General features: G+C 69.2%; 16 protein-coding genes. 10 read left to right on the top strand and 6 right to left on the bottom strand.

The window, feature by feature from the left end:
• Positions 1-108 precede the first annotated feature (108 nt).
• The 5 genes from ACZ7MX_RS01680 to ACZ7MX_RS01660 all read left to right on the top strand — a co-directional run bounded on the left by ACZ7MX_RS01680 (position 109) and on the right by ACZ7MX_RS01660 (position 5,362).
• Positions 109-999, top strand: coding sequence for an SDR family oxidoreductase (locus tag ACZ7MX_RS01680; protein ID WP_472128279.1), 891 nt, complete (start codon positions 109-111; stop codon positions 997-999).
• 401 nt (positions 1,000-1,400) lie between these two features.
• Positions 1,401-2,420, top strand: coding sequence for an L-histidine N(alpha)-methyltransferase (locus ACZ7MX_RS01675; protein WP_472128277.1), 1,020 nt, complete (start codon positions 1,401-1,403; stop codon positions 2,418-2,420).
• Between the two features lie 105 nt (positions 2,421-2,525).
• Complete coding sequence (locus ACZ7MX_RS01670; protein ID WP_472128275.1) at positions 2,526-2,669, top strand: hypothetical protein; 144 nt, start codon at positions 2,526-2,528, stop codon at positions 2,667-2,669.
• 48 nt (positions 2,670-2,717) lie between these two features.
• Complete coding sequence (locus ACZ7MX_RS01665) at positions 2,718-3,905, top strand: YcaO-like family protein (protein WP_472128273.1); 1,188 nt, start codon at positions 2,718-2,720, stop codon at positions 3,903-3,905.
• Positions 3,902-5,362 (top strand): TfuA-like protein, encoded by a 1,461-nt coding sequence (locus ACZ7MX_RS01660; RefSeq protein WP_472128271.1) that lies wholly within the window; start codon positions 3,902-3,904, stop codon positions 5,360-5,362. The genes ACZ7MX_RS01665 and ACZ7MX_RS01660 overlap by 4 nt, the downstream gene beginning before the upstream one ends.
• A gap of 181 nt (positions 5,363-5,543) precedes the next feature.
• Here the strand turns inward: ACZ7MX_RS01660 and ACZ7MX_RS01655 are convergent, their stop codons facing one another.
• Positions 5,544-5,996, bottom strand: a complete 453-nt coding sequence (locus tag ACZ7MX_RS01655; protein WP_472128270.1) for a nucleoside deaminase — start codon at positions 5,994-5,996, stop codon at positions 5,544-5,546.
• Between the two features lie 89 nt (positions 5,997-6,085).
• Here ACZ7MX_RS01655 and ACZ7MX_RS01650 point away from each other — a divergent pair, with 89 nt between their 5' ends.
• Positions 6,086-6,538, top strand: a complete 453-nt coding sequence (locus tag ACZ7MX_RS01650) for a hypothetical protein (RefSeq protein ID WP_472128268.1) — start codon at positions 6,086-6,088, stop codon at positions 6,536-6,538.
• Positions 6,539-6,724: 186 nt separating this feature from the next.
• Positions 6,725-7,300: a TIGR03086 family metal-binding protein gene (locus ACZ7MX_RS01645; RefSeq protein WP_472128267.1), complete on the top strand. Its 576-nt coding sequence runs from the start codon at positions 6,725-6,727 to the stop codon at positions 7,298-7,300.
• A gap of 91 nt (positions 7,301-7,391) precedes the next feature.
• On the opposite strand, the gene ACZ7MX_RS01640 is transcribed toward ACZ7MX_RS01645, so the two are convergent.
• The 4 genes from ACZ7MX_RS01640 to ACZ7MX_RS01625 all read right to left on the bottom strand — a co-directional run bounded on the left by ACZ7MX_RS01640 (position 7,392) and on the right by ACZ7MX_RS01625 (position 12,086).
• Positions 7,392-8,057 (bottom strand): response regulator, encoded by a 666-nt coding sequence (locus ACZ7MX_RS01640; protein WP_472128265.1) that lies wholly within the window; start codon positions 8,055-8,057, stop codon positions 7,392-7,394.
• A complete protein-coding gene (locus ACZ7MX_RS01635; RefSeq protein ID WP_472128264.1) occupies positions 8,054-9,370 on the bottom strand; it encodes a sensor histidine kinase in 1,317 nt (438 codons plus the stop codon). Before ACZ7MX_RS01635 ends, ACZ7MX_RS01640 begins: the two co-directional genes overlap by 4 nt.
• 5 nt (positions 9,371-9,375) lie before the next feature.
• The gene (locus tag ACZ7MX_RS01630; RefSeq protein WP_472128262.1) at positions 9,376-11,583 is read right to left on the bottom strand and encodes an MMPL family transporter; all 2,208 of its coding nucleotides are present in this window, start codon (positions 11,581-11,583) and stop codon (positions 9,376-9,378) included.
• Positions 11,584-11,708: 125 nt separating this feature from the next.
• Entirely contained in the window at positions 11,709-12,086 is a 378-nt protein-coding gene (locus tag ACZ7MX_RS01625; RefSeq protein ID WP_472128260.1) for a hypothetical protein, read from the bottom strand.
• A 238-nt stretch (positions 12,087-12,324) separates the two neighbouring features.
• On the opposite strand from ACZ7MX_RS01625, the gene ACZ7MX_RS01620 reads away from it, so the two are divergent.
• Complete coding sequence (locus ACZ7MX_RS01620; protein ID WP_472128259.1) at positions 12,325-12,495, top strand: hypothetical protein; 171 nt, start codon at positions 12,325-12,327, stop codon at positions 12,493-12,495.
• Positions 12,496-12,820: 325 nt separating this feature from the next.
• Positions 12,821-14,287, top strand: coding sequence for a Dyp-type peroxidase (locus ACZ7MX_RS01615; protein ID WP_472128258.1), 1,467 nt, complete (start codon positions 12,821-12,823; stop codon positions 14,285-14,287).
• A gap of 94 nt (positions 14,288-14,381) precedes the next feature.
• On the opposite strand, the gene ACZ7MX_RS01610 is transcribed toward ACZ7MX_RS01615, so the two are convergent.
• Positions 14,382-14,960, bottom strand: a complete 579-nt coding sequence (locus ACZ7MX_RS01610) for a MepB family protein (protein WP_472128257.1) — start codon at positions 14,958-14,960, stop codon at positions 14,382-14,384.
• Positions 14,961-15,182: 222 nt separating this feature from the next.
• Between ACZ7MX_RS01610 and ACZ7MX_RS01605 the strand changes: the two genes are divergently transcribed.
• Positions 15,183-16,277, top strand: coding sequence for a PP2C family protein-serine/threonine phosphatase (locus tag ACZ7MX_RS01605; protein WP_472128255.1), 1,095 nt, complete (start codon positions 15,183-15,185; stop codon positions 16,275-16,277).
• Positions 16,278-16,321 lie beyond the last annotated feature (44 nt).

Genomic DNA, 16,321 nt, shown 5'->3' with positions numbered 1-16,321 from the left:
CCTACAGGGTTGCGTGTGCACGCACACAATGCTTATGGTGTGTGTACACGCACTTAAATTAGCCCCGGTATCCGGAGTCGGATATCCGGACCCGAGAGGTTTTTTGCCATGTCTTCCCAGTCTTCCCCGTCCTCCCACACGGTTCCCCAGGCTCCCTCGACCTCCAAGGTCGTCCTGATCACCGGCACGTCCTCCGGCATCGGCCTCGCGGCCGCGGTCGCCGCGGCCCAGGCCGGATGGCGTGTCGTGGCGACGTTGCGCAACCCGGGCCGGGCCGACGCGCTGCGCACGGCCGCGGCAGAGGCGGGGGTGGAGCTCGACGTCCGGCGGCTCGACGTCATCGATGAAGCCTCGGTCACCGCGGCGATCGACGGGGTGATCGCCGACTACGGCAGGCTCGACGCCGTGATCAACAATGCCGGCGCCGGCCACCTCGGCACCCTGGAGAACGAGAGCGTCGCCGACGTGCGCGAGGTGATGGAGGTCAACTTCTTCGGCGTGCTCCACGTCTCCAAGGCGGCCCTTCCTCACCTGCGTGCCGCCGGGGGACGCCTGATCACCGTCACCAGCGTCGGGGGAGTCGTCGGTCAGCCCTTCAACGAGGCTTACTGCGCGGCCAAGTTCGCGGTCGAGGGCTTCATGGAGAGCCTGGCGCCCGTGGCGGCCCGGCTCGGAGTCAAGGTGTCCGTCGTCGAGCCCGGCGCCGTGGCGACCGAGTTCGTGAACAACCTCGGGGTCGATCTGGAGGCCGAGGTGGCCGCCGCCGGCCCCTACGCAGACACCTTGCAGGCCTACCTGGACCGTACCGTCGCCCAGTTCCTCGGCAGCAACGCGCAGACGCCGGCCGAGGCGGCCGAGGCCGTCATGGAGGCATTGGAGGCCGACCGGCCCGCGTTCCGCATCCAGACCTCTGACTGGGCGCGCGGTTTCACCGGCACCAAGCTGACCGACCTCGATGGTTCCGCGGTCCTCGGCGTCACCGGGGGATGGGTGGCCTGATCCGGGGCCGGTTCGAAGACGTCGCCGCAGGAGGCCGCGTCGGCGCGTCGCCGCCTCGCCGTACGGACGATGACGGCGCGGCGCCCGGCGTGCCCTCCCGGCGCCCGGCGGCTCCTCCCGTCCCTCTCACCGGGTCCTCTTGGCCCCCAGCGGGCCCTCCCGGCCCCGGTGCCGGCCTGGGCTCCGTGCCTTGGGACGCGACGTCCGGTTCAACCTGCTGCGCCGGGCAGGCAGGCAGCCGGGCGTCGTTCGGGTGGGCTTACCGGCGCTTGAGACCCAACTCCCCTGCCCTCGCGGGAGCTTGTCGGTCCGCCCCGACCCCAGGGCGGTAGCACGCGACTGGACAGACATGGGTGACTGACTGGATGGACCTGGCTGGCTGACGAGGTACTCTCCGCCGGATGGGTATACAACAGCATGTGGTGACGCCGCGTGGTGACTTCTCTCGCCTTTACTCGGCGGAGCAGGTGGAAGCCATCGTCGATTCGCTCAGCCAACGAGCCGAGTTCCCCTACGAACTGACCTACCTCGGCGACGGGAGCGAAATGTGGCGAGAGGGCGAAGAGCCCTCCGATCCCGATCGCGCGCCGATGCTGGGTGACTTCGACACCCTCCTCATGCGTCACGCCGAGCAGCTCCTCGCTCTTGCCCCGTCATCAACGCCGGTGCAGATCATCGATCTCGGGCCGGGAACGACGCGGCCGGTGCGCGGTCTGATCCGTCACCTGCTGGACAGCAGCCGCTTCGCCGGCTATCGCGCGCTCGACATCAGCGCCGAGATCCTTGAGCTGGCCAGGGAGAACCTGCGAGCCGCATTCCCCGCCCACGGGGAGAGTTTCGAGCTGCGCCGTGGCGACTTCACCGGACCCGATCTCGCCGGGTTCCTCGCCACCGAGGGCGCACCTGACCACGGTGCCGATCCGGTGCGCTTCGTCGTCCTGGCCGGTGGGACGCTGTACAACTTCCTTGATCCGGCCGAAGTCCTGGGCCATGTACGTCGCTTCATGAGTGTCCACGACGTGCTGTTGCTGACCCTGCGCATCGACACCGGCGTCGACCGGCCCCCGTTCATGGATCAGGTCAGCGTGGGTGGCCCTTACAAGCCGCAGCAACTGGCGGGCCTGGACCTGCTCGCCATCGACCGGTCCTGGTACGTCACCGAAACCGGGTTCGACCCCAGTCGCAGCGAAGTCTTCGTCCGGGCACGGTTCCTGGAGCCGGTCGCGGTGACCTTCGACATCGGACAGGAACGGCGGACGGTGTCGTTCGAGCCGGGCGACACCGTGCTTGTCTGGCGCTACCTCTACCAGGACAGCGCGGCCGTGGTCGACCAGCTGACCCGTTGCGGGCTTCGGGTGCGCCTGTTCGAGCACGGTCAGGACAGACAGGTGGTCCTCGTTGCCGCGACGCCTGCGAAGTGAACTCCGCATCGGGCGGCCTGAGTTGGATCGGATGAGATCTTCCTAAGATGACCATAAGTCGGCTACATTCGGCGAGAAATCGGTCTACGACAAAAGGGTTGGCAGATGACTCTCAAGTTCCCCACTGCAGCCGAACTCCGTGACGAGCAGGACCTCAGGACCCTCAAGGCCGCCAGCAGGGACACCTGTTGGTCCGTCCAGCTGAAGGACGACGACGACCTTGAGCCCGCCGACATCCAGGGCGTGTGACGATCCCGATTGAGCTGCCCCACCACTGTCGACCACGCTGAGAGCGGCATGGCGGACATCGCGTCGGGAGGGGACGGAGCGCTCGCTCAGCCCGTCCTCTCCCTCGACGACACCCGCAAGGCCTGTGTGTCCGGCACCCACCGTGTCCTGACCCCCGCGGAGACGCTGCGCCGGATCCAGCCACTCTTCCCCGTCATCGGTATCACCCGGCTCGCCGACGTCACTTGGCTCGATGAGATCGGCATACCGGTCCACCAGGCCGTCCGCCCGGACTCCCGGACGATGTCGGTAAGCCAAGGCAAGGGCGTCACGCACGACCTCGCCAGGATTTCCGCTGCCATGGAATCGATCGAGTCCTGGCACGCCGAGCGCGTCGATCCCGGCGAGACGACCGCGACCGTTGCCGACATGGAACGCGTCTGCGGCTACCGCGTTCAGGAACTGCCTCTGGAACGTCGCCACCACCTCTGGTCCGGCCTGGAGCTCGAATGGACGAGAGCACAGCGCCTGGACGACGGCACGGACACCTTCCTGCCGACCGACCTGCTGCGCCTTGACGGCCGCGTCCGCGACACCTGGATGCCGCCACTCTTCGCCCAGAACAGCAACGGACTCGCCAGCGGCAACACCTTTGCCGAAGCGACCCTCCACGGCCTCTACGAGGTCATCGAACGGGACTGTCTGGCCCGTGCCAAGACCGGCACCTCGCCCGCCCTGGACCTGACCACCGTGGACGGCGCAGCCCGGGACCTTCTCGACCTCATGGACGCGGCCGCGGTCGTGGTTCGCGTCGAGGTGCTCCCTTCGCCCACCGGGCTCGCCTGCTTTCTGGCCACCATCTGGAGCGAAGAGTTTCCGGTGCTCTTCGCCGGCGCCGGCGCCCACCTCGACCGTGACGTCGCCCTGTGCCGCGCTCTGACCGAAGCCGCACAGTCACGCGCCACCCAGATCGCCGGATCCCGGGACGACCTCACCACCGGCGCCTACCGGCGTGCCGTAGCAAGCGGATCCGTACCTCCCACCCCTCTTCCCCAGGCCGACCGGCTCACCTACGACGAAATCGCCTCCGTCCGCAACGAATCCCTGGCGGACGACCTGAACACCACAGTCACCAGCGTCCTCTCCGTGACCGGACGGGCCCCGCTGGTTGTGGAACACACCCGACCCCAGCTGGGCGTCCCCGTCGTACGAGTGGTCTGCCCCGGCCTCAGCCACGACTCGGCATTCATGTCATGAACCGGTATCTCTTGGTCGGCCCCAGCCTGCCGGACGCCCCCGACCTGCTCGCGGCGGACGACATCACCGTCCTCCCGCCGGTAGCAGCAGGAGACCTGCTGAGACTCGCCCCTCAGGAGGGAGACGTCGTCGGCATCATCGACGGCTACTTCCGCCAGACCCGCGCGGTCCGGCACAAAGAGATCCTCACGCTCCTCCAGAACGGTGTCACGGTCCTCGGCGCGGCCAGTATGGGCGCCCTGCGCGCGGCTGAGCTCGACACCTTCGGCATGCACGGCGTGGGCCGCATCTACCACGACTACCGAGAAGGCCGGCTGACCGCCGACGACGAGGTAGCCCTCCTGCACGGGCCGGCGGACGAACGCTACCGACCGCTGTCCGAAGCACTCGTCAACATCCGAGCGACCCTGCGCCTGTGCCTCCAGGACGGGATCCTCGACGAGCCCACCGCCGGCCATCTCATCGCCGCGCTGGCCCGGCGCCCGTACCGCCTGCGCTCCTACCCGGAGCTCATCCAGCTCGCCCGTGAGGCCGGGGCACCAGCCACACACATCGAAGCGCTACGGCGGCTGTGCACGACCCGGGCCGTCAACGTCAAGCGCGAAGACGCACTGCGACTGGTCGACCAACTACGCGCGCGCACGAAAAGCCACGCGAACGACACCACGCACCACTCGCCCAAGCCCACTGTCACCCCCACCATTTACCTGCACCGCTGGCAGCTGCTGGCACGCAGCGTCGACACCGAGGACGGCGAGACCGCCGAGATGAGCGTTCTGCGAATGTGCCAGCTCTACGCCCGCGACTACCCGGACTTCTATCGTGACGTGGTCTTCAACCATCTGATCCAAGAGTGCGCCGCCCACTGCGGGACGCCGTACGCGGAGGCGACCCTCGACGGGGTGCTGGAGCACGCACGGCATCGCCACGTCATCCCGGCCCCCGGATCGAGCAAGCCCGAAGACCTGAGATTCCTCGACCTGTGGCTGACCCCGACGGAGCGGACCTCACGCCCGCTGAAGGACCAGCTCGCCAGCTTTCTCGTGCGCAGCTTCCAGCTCACGCCCGGAGCTCCCGCGGACGGCCTGGCGCTGGACGCGCTGCGCCGGCGGCCGGTCTTCTCGACAGCGGCGAAGCGCGTCCACGCCGCGAAGTCGGTGAACGACCACGCCCAGCGCAGTGAGCCCACTTTCGACATCCACACCCTCTCGGCGGCCCGTATCTCGACCCACATCAGCGAACGATGGGGCGCCGGAGCGGGATCCCTGGAACTGCACGCACTGGACCGGGGAATAAGCTCGCGGGACGTCCTGATCGCTGCGGCCCGCCCGTACTACCTCCTGTCCAAGTACAACCCGGACCTCATGGACCTGCGGATCAACCACTCGAACGCGGGCCCGCCGCCACCTCCGGAGCCACAAGGGTCGGCGCCCGGCCAGATTGCCGGCAAGAGGTAGAGCACACTCCTTCATCGGCCTGGACTACTGCCCCTTGCGCACGTCGGGCTCCGTGCCGAACCGACCTGGGTGCCGAGACGACCTGGCCGCAGAAGGCCAAGAGGTGCGCAGCGACGGGGCGGCGATCAGGGCTGCGGGGTGCGCAGTGCGTGCTCCCAGTGCTGGGTGTCTACGGCTACGGTTACGGCTCCCCGATGTCCTCCAGCCAGAGTTGCGGTCGGGCCGCGATGAAGTCGCTCATCAGCGCTACGCATTCGTCGTCGTCCAGCACCACGATCTGCACACCGTGCTCCGCGAGCCATGCCTGACCCCCGTCGAAGGACCGGGCCTCTCCGATCACCACACGCGAGATGCCGAACTGCCGCACGAGCCCGGAGCAGTACCAGCACGGAGAGAGCGTCGTGACCATGGTCGTCCCGCTGTAGGTACGCTGCCGTCCGGCCGCCCGGAAAGCGGCCGTCTCGGCATGCATGGAGGGATCACCGTCCTGCACACGCCGGTTTCGGCCCCTCCCGAGCAGGGCGCCGTCCGCGCCGTACAACGCGGCCCCGATCGGGATGCCGCCCTCCTTCAGCCCGAGGCGGGCCTCCTCCAGCGCGACGTCGAGCAGGGTACGTTCCCGGATGAGATCCATGTCCCCATTGTGCTCTTCGAGGGTTTCGTGCTCAATGGAGCCAGCGGCTGAAGGGGGACAGCGCTGTGTGGAATCCGAGCCGACGTCTGATGTCCTGGCTCTTACAAGGCACTTACCGGGGGCCGGACCTGCCACTGCATCTTGCCGCCATACGACGGCTCGAACCACGCAGGGAAGAGGTCTACGAGCACGAGTACCTGTACACATGTCTGAGCGTCCTCGACGCGAAGGCTCAGGTCCTCCTCGGCTATGACGCGCTCCTCATGGCCGCCGCCTCCATCGTGCTCTCCGTCGTCCCGGACGGGATGTCCATCGGCAAGGCGTTGATCGTCGCAGCGCTCGCGACGAGTGGTGTGTCTTCCGTGCTCTGCCTTCCGGTCGTCTGGGTTCAGTGGACGGACACGGACGAGTTCGAACGAGCGGAGGATTCCTTCCAGCGCCTGCTCGTGACCAGGAATCGGCGCACGATCAGCTACCGGGTGGCCTGGGTAATAGCCCACCTTGCCGCCGTGCTCCTGATCGTGGGCACCCCGCTTCAGTAGCCGCTGAGCAGCGCAGACCTGCACAGCTGGCCTCCAGGGGCAACAGGATGGATGGCCGAACGGCCGGCAGCCCGTCGACTTTTCGGGATGGCGAAGGCCAAAACTTGACGGCAGATGTCAGGTATCACCCCGCAGAGTGGTCCCATCGGCCCGCCTACCGTCCGGGCCCGTACGAGAGGTGCGTCCATGAACGCGTTCGACCCCCGCCCCCAGTTCCTCCACGCTCTGGATCAGCTGGAGAAGTTGCTGAGCGGCCTCGAACCCGCTCTGCTCGGCCGTCCGACCCCCTGTGAGGCGTACGACTTGCGGGCGCTGCTGAGCCACACGGTCGGCGCGGTCCATCGGATCTCCTACATCGGCGAGGGCGGCCGCGGGATGGACGTCGCCGCGGCGACCGGGGAGATCGCCGACACCGACTGGGCCGGCGCGCTCGGCAGAGCTCGCGCCCGCGCGGCAGCGGCTTGGGCGGACGGCGACAAGCTCGACCGGGAGTTCGAGGTTCCGTGGGGTGTGGCCGTGGGCCGGGTCGCCCTGAGCGGTTATGTGATGGAGATCGTCACCCACACCTGGGACATCGCCCAGGTCATCGCACCCGGGGCGGAGTTGGACGAGGAGCTGGGCCGCCTGGCCTTCTCCATCGCCCAGAAGGTCCTGCCGGCCGAGCCGCGCGGTGGCGAGATGCCCTTCGCCGCGGTCCACCCCGTCCCGGACGACGCCGACATCCACCGCCGACTGGCCGGCTGGCTCGGCCGCGCCGTCTGACCTTCCGGGGCCGGGCACGAATGGCTCCTCGCCCTCGTGCTCCACGGAGGGGAACGTTCATGTGGGCGTGACACGGGAAGACACGTCCTTCCTAGCGGCCCCGCTGCAACAGGCCGCGTTCCAGCGCCACCACCACCGCACGCGTACGGTCGTTGACGTCCAGTTTGGCGTAGAGCCGCAGCAGATGGGTCTTCACGGTGGCTTCGGCGATGACCAGGCGGCGGCCGATCTCGGCGTTGGAGAGACCGTCGGCGACCGCATTGAGCACGTCGGTCTCCCGGGCGGTGAGCGGTACCTGGACGGGCTGCCGCATCTTGGCGACGAGCTTCTCGGCCACCCGGGGGGCGAGCACCGTTTCCCCGCGGGCCGCCGCCCGGATGGCGTCGGCCAACTGCTCGCGGGTGGTGTCCTTGAGGAGGTATCCGATCGCGCCGGCCTCGACCCCGCGCTCGATGTCGGCGTCGGTGTCGTACGTGGTCAGGATCAGCACCCGGGTCCCCGGGTGCCTGGCCACGATGGCGGTCGTGGTGGCCACCCCGTCCATCACCGGCATGCGCAGATCGACCAGGGCGACATCGGGTGCGTGCCGGCCGACGAGTTCCAGCGCCGCGCGGCCGTCGGCCGCCTCGCCGACGATCTCGATGTCCGGGTCGGCGGCGAGCAGGGCGATGACGCCCGCACGCATCACCGTGTGGTCGTCGACCACGATGACGCGGACCGCGCCGCTGGTCGGGTGCTGGGTCAGGTCGCCCGTCATGCCCTCTCCTCGTGCTCCAGGGAAGTGGGTTCCACGGGAGTCGGTCCCACCGAAGTCGGTTCCGCCGGAGTCGGCTCCGCGGGTAGCAAGGGGACCGTCGCGAGCACGCGGGTCCCGTCGCCGACCGAGCTGGTGACGGTGAGCCGGCCGCCCAACTCCGCCAACCGCTTGCGCATCCCGTCGAGCCCGAACCCCGGCGCTTCGCCGACCACGAACCCCCGCCCGTCATCGGTGACTTCCAACTCCACCCCGTACGGCTGCTGGGCCAGCACCACGCTCACATGGGCGGCCGCCGCGTGCTTGCGCACATTGGCCAGCGACTCCTGCAGACAGCGCAGCAGCGCGATCCGGGTCCGCTGCTCGCACACCGGGTCGGCCAGTTCCGCGGTGAGCGTGAGCCCGGTGTCCTCGGTGAAGCGGTCCAGGGTCCGTTGCAGTGTGCGGGCGAGCGAGCCGGCGGCCACCCGGCTCTGCTGCGCCGAGCCCACCAGTTCACGTGCCTCGGCGAGGTTCTCGCGGGCCGTGTGCTCGATCGAGCGCAACTGCTGGGCGCTCCGTTCCGGGGCGGTGGCCAGGCCCGCCCGTGCGGCCTCGGCCAGGACGACGACCGAGGCGAAGCCCTGCGCGAGGGTGTCGTGGATCTCCCGCGCCAGGCGCTCGCGTTCCTCGGCGGCTCCCTGGCGCCGGTGCGCCTCGGCCAACCGCAGCTGGGTCTGTTCCAACTCCTCGATCAGCCGGGCCCGTTCACCGCTCTGCTCGACGACCGAATGCACCCACAGCCCGATCAGCACGCTGGCCGCGACCACGATCAGGGTGGAGACCAGTGTCGATCCGAAGAACTCGGCGCTCCAGCCCTTCCGCAGCCAGCTCCCGGCCAGCGTGGACACCGTGGCGAGCCCGGTGAAGCGCAGCGAGGCCCGCACCGTACGGCCGAACAGCCAGAAGTGCGGCAGCGTCACGATGAACAGCGCCGCATAGCCGCTCCAGACGTACGCACTGCCCCCGAGCCCGAGGACCAGCACCCACAGGTAGGTGTACGGCCGGAGGACCGGGTTGCCGGGGAACCGGTCGAGGAGCGCGTAGCACAGCACCACACAGCCCAGCAGCGCCAGCGCCGCGTAGGTGCGTCCGCCCGGCCGCTCCGTCGTGGCCAGCCCGACGAACAGTGCGCCGAACAACACCCAGCAGACCGCGTTCCAGCGGCGCAGGGTGCCGGCCCGGAACGGGTCGGCGAGGCGGCCGGAGGCCGTTCCGCCGAAGACCGTTCCACCGAAGGAGTGGGGGCCGCTCGCACCCCTCGACCACCGAGTCATGGTGATCAACCTACGCCGACCGGCACGGGCGCCGTCCGCCGCGTCCGCCGCAGCCCGCGCGCCGGCCACCAACTCGCCTCGCCCAGCAGCGTCATGGCCGCCGGCAGCACCAGGATCCGGATGATGAACGCGTCCAGCAGCACGGCCGCGGCCAGCACGAACCCGATCTGCTTCATCTCGATCAGGTGCAGGAAGACGAAGCTGGCGAACACCGTCACCATCACGACCGCCGCACTGGTCACCACCGCGGCCGAGCTGCCGATCCCGTCGACCACCGCCTGGCGCGTCGGCACGCCCCGCAGGACGGCCTCCCGGATCCGGCTGACCACGAACACCTGGTAGTCCATCGACAGCCCGAAGAGGATCACGAAGAGGAACAGCGGTACCCGGGAGCCGATCGACCCGGTGGAGTGGAAGCCCAGCAGCCCCTCGGCCCAGGTGCCCTGGAAGACCAGCACCAGCAGCCCCAGCGCGGCCGAGGCCGACAGCAGATTGAGTGCGACGCCGAGCAGCCCCAGCACCACGGAGCCGAACGCCAGCGCCGTCATGACGAACGTGACCAGCAGGAGCGCACCGATGACCAGCGGCAGCTTGGCGCTCTGGTGGGCCGGGTAGTCCGTGGTCCGGGCGACGTCACCGGTCACCCCCGCCTCCGCACCGGGTATCCGCCCGACCGTGGCGGGCAGGTAGCTGCTCCGCAGTTGGTCCAGGGACGCCCGCGCCTCGGCGGAATTCCCCAGGTACGGCACGGACAGCTCCAGCACGCTGATGCGCCGGTCCTCCGACGTACGCAGCCGCGGGCGGCCGGTGAACAGGGGGTCGGCCTGCGTACGGCGTCCCAGTTCCGTGAGTGCTCCGGCCACCGCTTCGGCGCGGTCCGGCCGGGCCCGCACCACGACCTGATGGGTGACCCGGTGCTCGGGGAAGGCTGCGTTCAGCCGGTCGTACGTCCGCATCGCCGGTACTTCCCGCGAGTGCGTGTCCCGGCCCATCTCGACCAGTTTCAGCCCCGCCAGCGGAGCCGACAGACCCAGCAGGAGCAGCACCGACACAGCCAGCGTCAGCGCCGGTCGCCGGCTCGCCGGCCGGGTCAGCACCGCCCACACCCGGCCGCTGTGACCCGCTCCGTTCCGGCCGGTCCCGGCAGTTCGCTGCCACCGCGGGCCGGGTACGGCTGCCCGGCGTTGTGCCCGCCGTTCGGCCCGCTGTCCGGTCTTGACCAGCACCGCGGGCAGCACCGTCAACGAACTCGCCACGGCGACCAGGACGACCACGATGGTGCCGGTGGCCAGCGACGAGAAGATCACGTCCGCGGCCAGATACAGCGTGGCCGTCGAGACTGCCACCGCCAGCCCGGACACCACGACCGCCCGCCCCGAGGTCGCCGCGGCCAGCTCCACCACAGCCTCCGGACCGAGCCGGCCGCCGGACCGCGCCCGCTCCTCCCGCTCCCGCTTGAGGTAGAAGAGGGTGTAGTCGACACCCACCGCGAGGCCGATCAGGATGATGACATTGGTCCCGACGCCCGCATCGGGGAAGAGGTGCGAGGCCAGCATGGACAGCCCCAGGGCCGCCGCGATCGACGACAGCGCCAGCAGCAACGGCACCACGGCCATCACCAGCGAGCCGAACGCCAGCAGCAGCGTGAGCAACGTGGCCGGCAAGGTGATCGCCTCGGAGAGCGCGAGATCACTACCGCGCTGGGCATCCACCCCCTGACTGATGGACGGCCCCCCGGTCTCCTCCACCACCAGCTCCGGATGGCTTCGCTGCACCGCCGCGGTCTGCGCCTGCAACGGCCCGACGTGCTGACGCGCGGCCAACTCCGCGCCCTTCATGGTCACTTCGACCATGACCACCGGGGCGCTCCCGTGGTGCGCGGCCCGCGGCGCGGCCACGCTCTCGACCTCGGGCAATGTCCTCATCCGTACGGCGACCTCATGTGCCGCTGCATCGATAGCGCGCCGATCCGGCGCCCCGCCCTTCGCCGACACCAGCACCTGTTCCATGGGCTTCCGCTGCAGATGCCCCTCGGCCGCCATCGCCTCGGCCCGGCCGGCCTCACCGACCCGATAGTCCTCGGTCGAGGCGCTGTGGGTCCCCACCGCCGCCCCCAGCCCGAGGCACACCACCACGAAAACCAACCAACCAACAATCGCCCGCCAGGGGTGCAACGCACTCCACCGAGCGGCCCGCACGGGTAGCTCTCTCATGCCCCGAGCCTCGCGGTTCGGCCCCCACCCTCGACAGCATCGACCGGTTGTACTTCACCTCCACCGACTGGGGGACGGAGGTGGTGGGGATATCCCTACTTCAGGGGTGAGGCTGCCCCACGGTCTTACGGTCCACGCCAGGGTTCGGCCAGGCGGAGGGCGCATTCCCACATCAATGCGTGAACGAATGCCTGGGGCAGATTGCCGCGCATCTGACGTTGTATGACGTCGTACTCCTCGAAGAAGAGCCCTGGGGGACCCCCTGGGGGACCGTAAGCCGTGCGGTTGCGTTCGAACCAGCGGTGGGCGGCCACCTCGTTGCCCTGCTGGTGCTCGGCCAGCGCCGTCGCGAAGCCGCACAGGAGAAAGGCGCCTTCGGCTTCCTCCAGCGGTCGGTCGTCGTGGCGGAACCGATAGGCGAAATGATCCTGCGACAGTTCCCGGACGTACGCCCGCAGCGTTGCGACCGTGCGTGGGTCATCGGCCGGGAGCCCTCCCCGCAACGGAGGAAGAGCAGGGCACCGTCCAGGCCCGGGTCATCGGGGGAGCGTTGCCAACGCCCCGACGGATGCAAGCACGCGGCAGTGGCCGTGGAGACCAGCCGGTCCGCCAGCGCCAGCCACTCGGCCGACCGCGTTGCCGAGACCTTCGCCTGGGCGATCGCACGCAGTCCTGCGGCGCAGATCAGCCGGCTGTGGGTCCATCGGCGGGCGGCAGTTCCCATAAGCCGGCGTCGGGCTCGTGATGGCGGCGCGCGATGGCGTCGGCGGCGAGGGACGCAGCTCGCCGGGCGCCGGCATCGAGCCGGTCGTGGCGGGCCGCCGTGCCGAGCAGCAGGAGGGCCTCGCCGAAAGCGTCGAGCTGGAATTGGTCGCTGACCTGGTTCCCGATGCGGTCGAAGCCCCCGGGTAGCCGGGCAGACTCAGCTCCTGCTGCCTCGGAATCCTGCGACCGTCGACCGTGTAGGCGGGATCCATCCGGGGACCGTCCTCGTGCAGCCGGGCCGTGAGGAACCGTACGGCGTCGTCGAGCAGTGGGTGGGCGCCGGCCGCGGCGGCCGCCTGGCCGGCGCACTCGCAGACGTGTGCCGATCACCGCAATGGCGCACTGCCGCACGGTTCCGTACTCGTCGGACGACGTGGGGACTCGACTGGCGCAGCACCTGTTTAAAACGACGGAAATTTTCACAATGACATATCGGTAATCATACAACCACGCTATGTGATCGGAGTGTCGCATGACCACCACCCGCGTGCGCCCCACGGCTGCACCCGCAATGGAGCAGCTGCCCACACCCACGCTGCGTACGTCGCGGGAGATCCAGGGCAATGTCCTGGCCGCGTTCAACAAGGACCACATGGCGTTCCGCTACATGCGGTTCCCGGAGGACAAGGCAAAGGGGCGCGGGTGGCTGTCCGTGATCCTCAACAGCGTGGCGGTGACCGCGGACGTGGAGGACTTCAACGAGGAGTTCTCGCTGGCCCGCCGGGCGTACGGCCAGGACCCGGCGAAGCAGGCGACCTGGGTCGGGGTTTCCCTCACCTTCCCGGGCCTGCTCAATGTCGCCGCGGACGACGAGCAGGTGCTCAGGGAAGACCTCAAGAACTTCCCGCAGCTGCTCAACGGTGCGGCCGCGAGTGCCGGGAAACTCAGCGACACCGGAGCGAGCGACCCGAAGAACTGGCTGTTCGGCTCGCCCAACACCATGGTGCACGCGATCCTCCTGGTGGCCTCGGACAGCAAGGAGGCGCTCGAGGCGAAGCTGCAGAACATCAAGGCCGCGGACGAGGCGCACGACATGACGCTGGTCCATCAGGACGACGGCCGGACCCTGCCCGGCAAGCTGAAGGGACATGAGCACTTCGGCTACAAGGACGGCATCTCCCAGCCCGGCGTCAAGGACTTCCACCGCGAGGAGCCCACCAACCCGGGCTTCCGCGAGAACCGCCCCGGAGCCAAGCTCATCGAACCGGGTGAATTCGTCTTCGGCTACAAGACCGAGCCGAACAGCAAGAACCGCACCGGCCCCGCCTGGATGAAGAACGGTTCGCTCCAGGTCGTGCGCCGCCTGAGCCAGGACGTCCAGGGCTGGCGCGACGCGGTGGCAGAGCAGGCCGGGAAGTTCGTACCGGAGCTCGACGCAGCCCAACTGGGGGCGTGCCTGGTCGGCAGGCACCTGGACGGCACCCCCCTGGCGGCCCCCACCGACCGCCTGAAGGGCCTCGGCAGCGACGCCAACGATTTCGACTACGCGGACGACCCGGACGGCGGCCAGACCCCCTGCGCCGCGCACATCCGCCGCACCAACCCCCGCAAGGCCAGCCCCGACATCCCCGTGGACAGCAACCGCATCATGCGCCGGGGCATCCCCTACGGCCCCCTCCTGGAGGAGGACCCCACGGCGGACCGCGGGCTGATGTTCGTCTGTTACGGCACCTCAATTGACGAGCAGTTCGAATTCGTCCAGGCGATCTGGTCCAACAACGGGAAGTTCACCCCGGGCAAAGCGGGGTCGCCCAACTGCCTCGACAAGGTCACCGGGCCCGACGGCGGCGGCGAGATCGCGCTCGACCCCCCGCGCGGACCGAAGGCCACGATCACCATGGCGCAGTGCGTCACGACCAAGGGCTCCGTGTACGCCTTCACCCCCTCGATCACCACGCTGCGCCACCTCGCTGCGGGCAATCCGTTGCCCAGAGGTTGAGAGCGGGAACCCTGAACATCGAAGCCTTGCCGGTGTGGGCCCAGCGGCCCCGCGCCGGCAAGGCGCAAGACCCGTTGGCGGTCAAGCAACGCCCTCAGTTCCCACCGGCGTGGTAGAGCGCGTGGACGCGGGGAACGTCGATGGGCTCGTCTTCGGGCAGTGGGAGGAAGTGTTCCACCTGCCAGGTCTGTGTGCTGCGGGCCTGGCGGTTGGTGGTGGTCACCCATGGCGGATAGACGCGGAACGCCCGTTTCCCGCCGGAACCGTTCGTCGACACGACGTCCCGTTCACGGAGCACGTCTCGCGGGAACACGAACTGCCCGAATCGTTCGCCCTCGCGGGCACTGATGACGAACAGATCAACGGGATCCGCGGCATCGAAGGGCTGGATCGGCCCGCCCTCGGTCCTTTTCCACACCGTGACGAACTGGCCGACCTTCGTCGGGGTCGTCTTGGCCACGCGGAACCTGACCGAGAGGCCGTCCAACGTGAATGCGCAGGCCCCGTACTCGGCACTCTCCGCTTCGGGCGCCGGCTGTGAGCAGGTGAACCCACACGGGTCATACACCAGCGCCTTCGCCCTCAGCAGGTCACCGGGGATCCCCGGCCCGGGTGCCCAAGCTCCAGTGTCCCGGCCGCCGAATGTCCGAGACTCTTCACGTTCCCTCGCCATTCCCGCATCCTGTCATATATCGAACACGCGAACGAATTCGGCTCACCGGGCCAACTCCTCGGCCGCCCGCATCTCCGCAATCCGCCTCCCGCGCCCCGTGTCTGTGCCACCGAATCTTGAACGTTTGCGAACCCATCGAAGCCGGCGAGCCGGTCCGGGGCGGGCGGCCGACTCGGATCTGCCAGAGCGCTACGTCCCCTTTGCGTAGATATTCTGTGGAGTGTGATCGAGTCTGGACGGCCGCGGCTCCGTCGTCGCCACGGCCGGTGGCTTGTGCGGCTGTCGCCGGTGATCCTGACCGTCGTCATCGCCAGCCTGGCATATGCCACTCCGCCGGAAGTGGCCTTCAGTCGCCTCCTGCCCGCGGCGCCGGCCCTCGCCGCCGCCATGTGGCCGGTGCTCCCCACCGTCCTGCTGGGCACGGTCTGCCTCTTCTTGATGATCGGCCTCAGCCTCGTGTTCCCCGGCCTGGGAACGTGGTGGACGGCTGCGGGGATCATCGCGGTCACCGTGGCGGCCGCGTACGGAAGTCATGTCCGGCTCCAGCGGGAGCGGACCCTCTTTCAAGTGCGGCTCGTCGCCGACGCGGCGCAGCAGGTGGTGCTGAGCCCGATGCCGCGCCGCTTCGGAAGCGTCGAGATCGACTCGCTGTATCTCGCGGCCGCGGCGGAGGCCCGCATCGGCGGGGACTTCTACGAGGTGGTCGACACGCGGTACGGGGTCAGGCTGCTCATCGGCGATGTGAGGGGCAAGGGCCTGCCGGCCGTAGGGGCGGCCGCGGCGATCGTCAACTCCTTCCGGGAGGCGGCCTACGGCGAGGCCGACCTCGTCAGCGTCGCTCGCCGGCTGGACGCGAGCAGCACCCGTTACAACGCCGCCTTTCCCCCCGAGGGGCCGATGGAGCGCTTCGCCACCGCCCTCCTTGTCGAGATCCCGCACGAGGGCCGGCGCATCGAGATCCTCAACTGCGGACATCCCCCGCCGCTGCTCCTGAACCGCGGGGGACTCCGTGCTCTCGACCCCACGACCCCCTCGCCGCTGCTCAACCTCGCGGAGCTGATCGGTGATCACTACACCACCGACACCTTCGCCTTCGCCCCCGGCGACCTGCTGCTTCTCTACACCGACGGGATCGCCGAGGCCCGCGCCCGCGACGGCAGGTTCTTCCCGCTGGCGGCCTGGATGAGCCAGCAGCCCCCGACGCCGCCCCACGAGCTGCTCACGGCCCTTCACCGCGACCTCCTCCGCTACAGCAAAGGACGCCTGGACGACGACATCGCCGCCCTCGCCGTGCGCCTGTGTGAACCCGAAGTGTGAGGCCACACCCGAGGCCCCGGGGTGGGAAGAACCCTACGAAGGGC

The organism is Streptomyces sp. NPDC107765, from assembly GCF_055657085.1.
The sequence above is the reverse complement of the archived record's forward strand: the minus strand, read 5'-3'. Positions and strand labels throughout refer to the sequence as shown.

What these genes read in the sequence shown, in the direction of transcription:
- ACZ7MX_RS01680 (WP_472128279.1), top strand. Translation starts at nt 109, where the DNA reads ATGTCTTCCCAGTCTTCCCCGTCCTCCCACACGGTTCCCCAGGCTCCC.
- ACZ7MX_RS01675 (WP_472128277.1), top strand. Translation starts at nt 1,401, where the DNA reads ATGGGTATACAACAGCATGTGGTGACGCCGCGTGGTGACTTCTCTCGC.
- ACZ7MX_RS01670 (WP_472128275.1), top strand. Translation starts at nt 2,526, where the DNA reads ATGACTCTCAAGTTCCCCACTGCAGCCGAACTCCGTGACGAGCAGGAC.
- ACZ7MX_RS01665 (WP_472128273.1), top strand. Translation starts at nt 2,718, where the DNA reads ATGGCGGACATCGCGTCGGGAGGGGACGGAGCGCTCGCTCAGCCCGTC.
- ACZ7MX_RS01660 (WP_472128271.1), top strand. Translation starts at nt 3,902, where the DNA reads ATGAACCGGTATCTCTTGGTCGGCCCCAGCCTGCCGGACGCCCCCGAC.
- ACZ7MX_RS01655 (WP_472128270.1), bottom strand. Translation starts at nt 5,996, where the DNA reads ATGGATCTCATCCGGGAACGTACCCTGCTCGACGTCGCGCTGGAGGAG.
- ACZ7MX_RS01650 (WP_472128268.1), top strand. Translation starts at nt 6,086, where the DNA reads ATGTCCTGGCTCTTACAAGGCACTTACCGGGGGCCGGACCTGCCACTG.
- ACZ7MX_RS01645 (WP_472128267.1), top strand. Translation starts at nt 6,725, where the DNA reads ATGAACGCGTTCGACCCCCGCCCCCAGTTCCTCCACGCTCTGGATCAG.
- ACZ7MX_RS01640 (WP_472128265.1), bottom strand. Translation starts at nt 8,057, where the DNA reads ATGACGGGCGACCTGACCCAGCACCCGACCAGCGGCGCGGTCCGCGTC.
- ACZ7MX_RS01635 (WP_472128264.1), bottom strand. Translation starts at nt 9,370, where the DNA reads ATGACTCGGTGGTCGAGGGGTGCGAGCGGCCCCCACTCCTTCGGTGGA.
- ACZ7MX_RS01630 (WP_472128262.1), bottom strand. Translation starts at nt 11,583, where the DNA reads ATGAGAGAGCTACCCGTGCGGGCCGCTCGGTGGAGTGCGTTGCACCCC.
- ACZ7MX_RS01615 (WP_472128258.1), top strand. Translation starts at nt 12,821, where the DNA reads ATGACCACCACCCGCGTGCGCCCCACGGCTGCACCCGCAATGGAGCAG.
- ACZ7MX_RS01610 (WP_472128257.1), bottom strand. Translation starts at nt 14,960, where the DNA reads ATGGCGAGGGAACGTGAAGAGTCTCGGACATTCGGCGGCCGGGACACT.